A 1,378-nucleotide genomic window follows, 5' to 3' on the forward strand; every position below is an offset into this window, starting at 1 on the left:
CTAGCACTACTTTGGCAGAACGTGTTTACGCCAGTGTTTTTCAAGGATTTGCTTTCGGCAATATGGGCACTGCTGAGGCGGCGGCCGAAGGATGAGATCGACGATGGCGTGACGTACGGCGGGCATGGTTGGTTGAGGCGGAGGCCCGTTGATTCTTTTTTTTCCGCCCCGCGTATGCGAGGCGACGATGTTGCAGGAAGGCGTAGGCAATCATTGTCATCAAGGCGTGGCGATGGAGACCTTGCCATGATCGCCCTTCGAAGTGATCAAGTCCAAGCTCCTCCTTCAACTGTTGATGCGCCTGCTCACAAATCCACCGTGCCTTGATGGTGGCGGCCAGCGTGCGCAGATCCGTCGCCGCCGGAAGATTGGCGAGATAGTATTTCTTCTCCCCGGAGGCACGTTGCTCGCCAATGAGCCAGGCCTCGTCGCCTGGGAGATGCTGCTGACCTTTATCCCATATCCGCTGCGGAGGGCCGTCGGCGGTGCGGACACGGAGAGCAGCAAATCGGGCTTTGAGCCGACCTTTCGTCCCGCTACGCCAACTCACGGTTTTCCATTTAGCGCAGGCCAGCATTTGTTCTGCCGCAATCGATAAGATATCGGGCACGTGGTGCTTTCGTGGTTTTCCGCGGACTTTGGTAATCGGCCAAATGAGCTTCACATCGACCGGATACACTTTCAGGTGCCGAGGGATGCCGACAGCCCAGGCCAACCCGCGCTCTGTTAGCCCTTGTCGAAACGGTGCGCTGAGGCCGTATCCTGCATCCGCCAGCACACATCCAAAGCGCATGTTGGCTGCCATCGCGCGGTCAATCTCGGCCAAAGCGATCTCCGGCTTGGACCGTGGCGTTCGGTGTTCGACTGGCACGCGAGCGCGCTTCAAACGAGACGCGTCGCTTGTCCAACTGTCAGGCAGAAAGAGACGTAACGCGACCATTACTGGCACTTCGCCGCGCGCAAGCGTTAAAGACACCAGCGTTTGGCAATTTGCCGTTTTACCGAGAGCCGACGCGTATTGAGCCGCAACTCCGACCGAGCGCTCACCCTTCTTCGGCAGTGAGGTGTCATCAATAACCAGCACCGCATCCCTGCCGCCGACAAGTCGGTCCGCCTGGTTGAGCAGCTCTGTCTCCAGCGGCGTCGCGTCCCAGACACCGTCCGCAATGAAATGATGCAACTGGTCGTAGTTGCTCGTGGCAAGGCGTTCCGCCATCGGCTGAACGCTCTTGCGATCGCCAGGACCGATCAATCCCGCAACATACAGAGGACACATCCGCTGCCTGGTCTTATGACCCAGCTGGTCCAAGAACGGCATCAGCCAGCGTTCAAGTTCGTCTTCCCATCCCGGCATGGTCAGCCCTCCAAGAGCCGACCA

At 58.8% G+C, this 1,378-nt stretch carries 1 protein-coding gene; it reads right to left on the reverse strand.

What is annotated here, in order from left to right:
* Positions 1-40 precede the first annotated feature (40 nt).
* A complete protein-coding gene (locus XH79_RS06890) occupies positions 41-1,354 on the reverse strand; it encodes an IS701 family transposase (RefSeq protein ID WP_271581164.1) in 1,314 nt (437 codons plus the stop codon).
* Positions 1,355-1,378: the final 24 nt, after the last annotated feature.

The organism is Bradyrhizobium sp. CCBAU 45389 (assembly GCF_028128625.1).
Classification (GTDB): Bacteria; Pseudomonadota; Alphaproteobacteria; order Rhizobiales; family Xanthobacteraceae; genus Bradyrhizobium; species Bradyrhizobium liaoningense_B.